Origin of the sequence: Herbaspirillum sp. B65 (assembly GCF_000333555.1) — a bacterium.
In the GTDB taxonomy this organism is placed as follows: domain Bacteria; phylum Pseudomonadota; class Gammaproteobacteria; order Burkholderiales; family Burkholderiaceae_D; genus Herbaspirillum; species Herbaspirillum rubrisubalbicans.
In genome coordinates this window covers 1-466 of sequence record NZ_BADI01001206.1, presented here as the reverse complement: position 1 = coordinate 466, position 466 = coordinate 1, and the positions used below count along the sequence as shown (strand labels likewise).

The 466-nt window shown below is 64.6% G+C and carries 2 pseudogenes; both read right to left on the bottom strand.

Features of this window, described 5'->3' with window-relative positions:
* Positions 1–246: pseudogene (locus I5W_RS28520) on the bottom strand (aspartate dehydrogenase); the annotation flags it as partial.
* An 11-nt stretch (positions 247–257) separates the two neighbouring features.
* Positions 258–466: pseudogene (locus I5W_RS28515) on the bottom strand (thiamine pyrophosphate-binding protein); the annotation flags it as partial.

The window sequence follows — 466 nt, the reverse complement described above, 5'->3', positions numbered from 1 at the left end:
CGCTGGGATGATGTGTTCGCCGATGGCCTGGTGACCGGCGCATTCGATCAACAGGTCGGGCCGTTCCTCGCCCAGCCGCGATACCACCCGCGCCGCAGGCGCCAGCGTGGAAACAGCGCTGCGAGCACGCTCCATGTGCGCCTCGGGCACCACCACCAGGTCGAAGGCGACCTCGGGATCGCTTTTCAAAATCTCCATGACGCCCAGGCCGATGGCCCCGCATCCGATCATCGATACGTGCAACATGCGCTGGCTCCTCAGACAGTGGCCGCAGTGGCGGCGGCCGATTCCTTATCATTGACCGGCGGACCGGCAAAGGCGGTCTTGAAGCTGCCGATGGCCAACATGTCGATCTCCAGCAGGAAAGGCCCCTGCTGCGAAAGTGCCTCATCCAGGCCCGCAGCCACTTGGGATAGGTCGCTCACGCGCTTGTGGCGCAACTTGAGGGCCGCAGACAGTGCGGCAT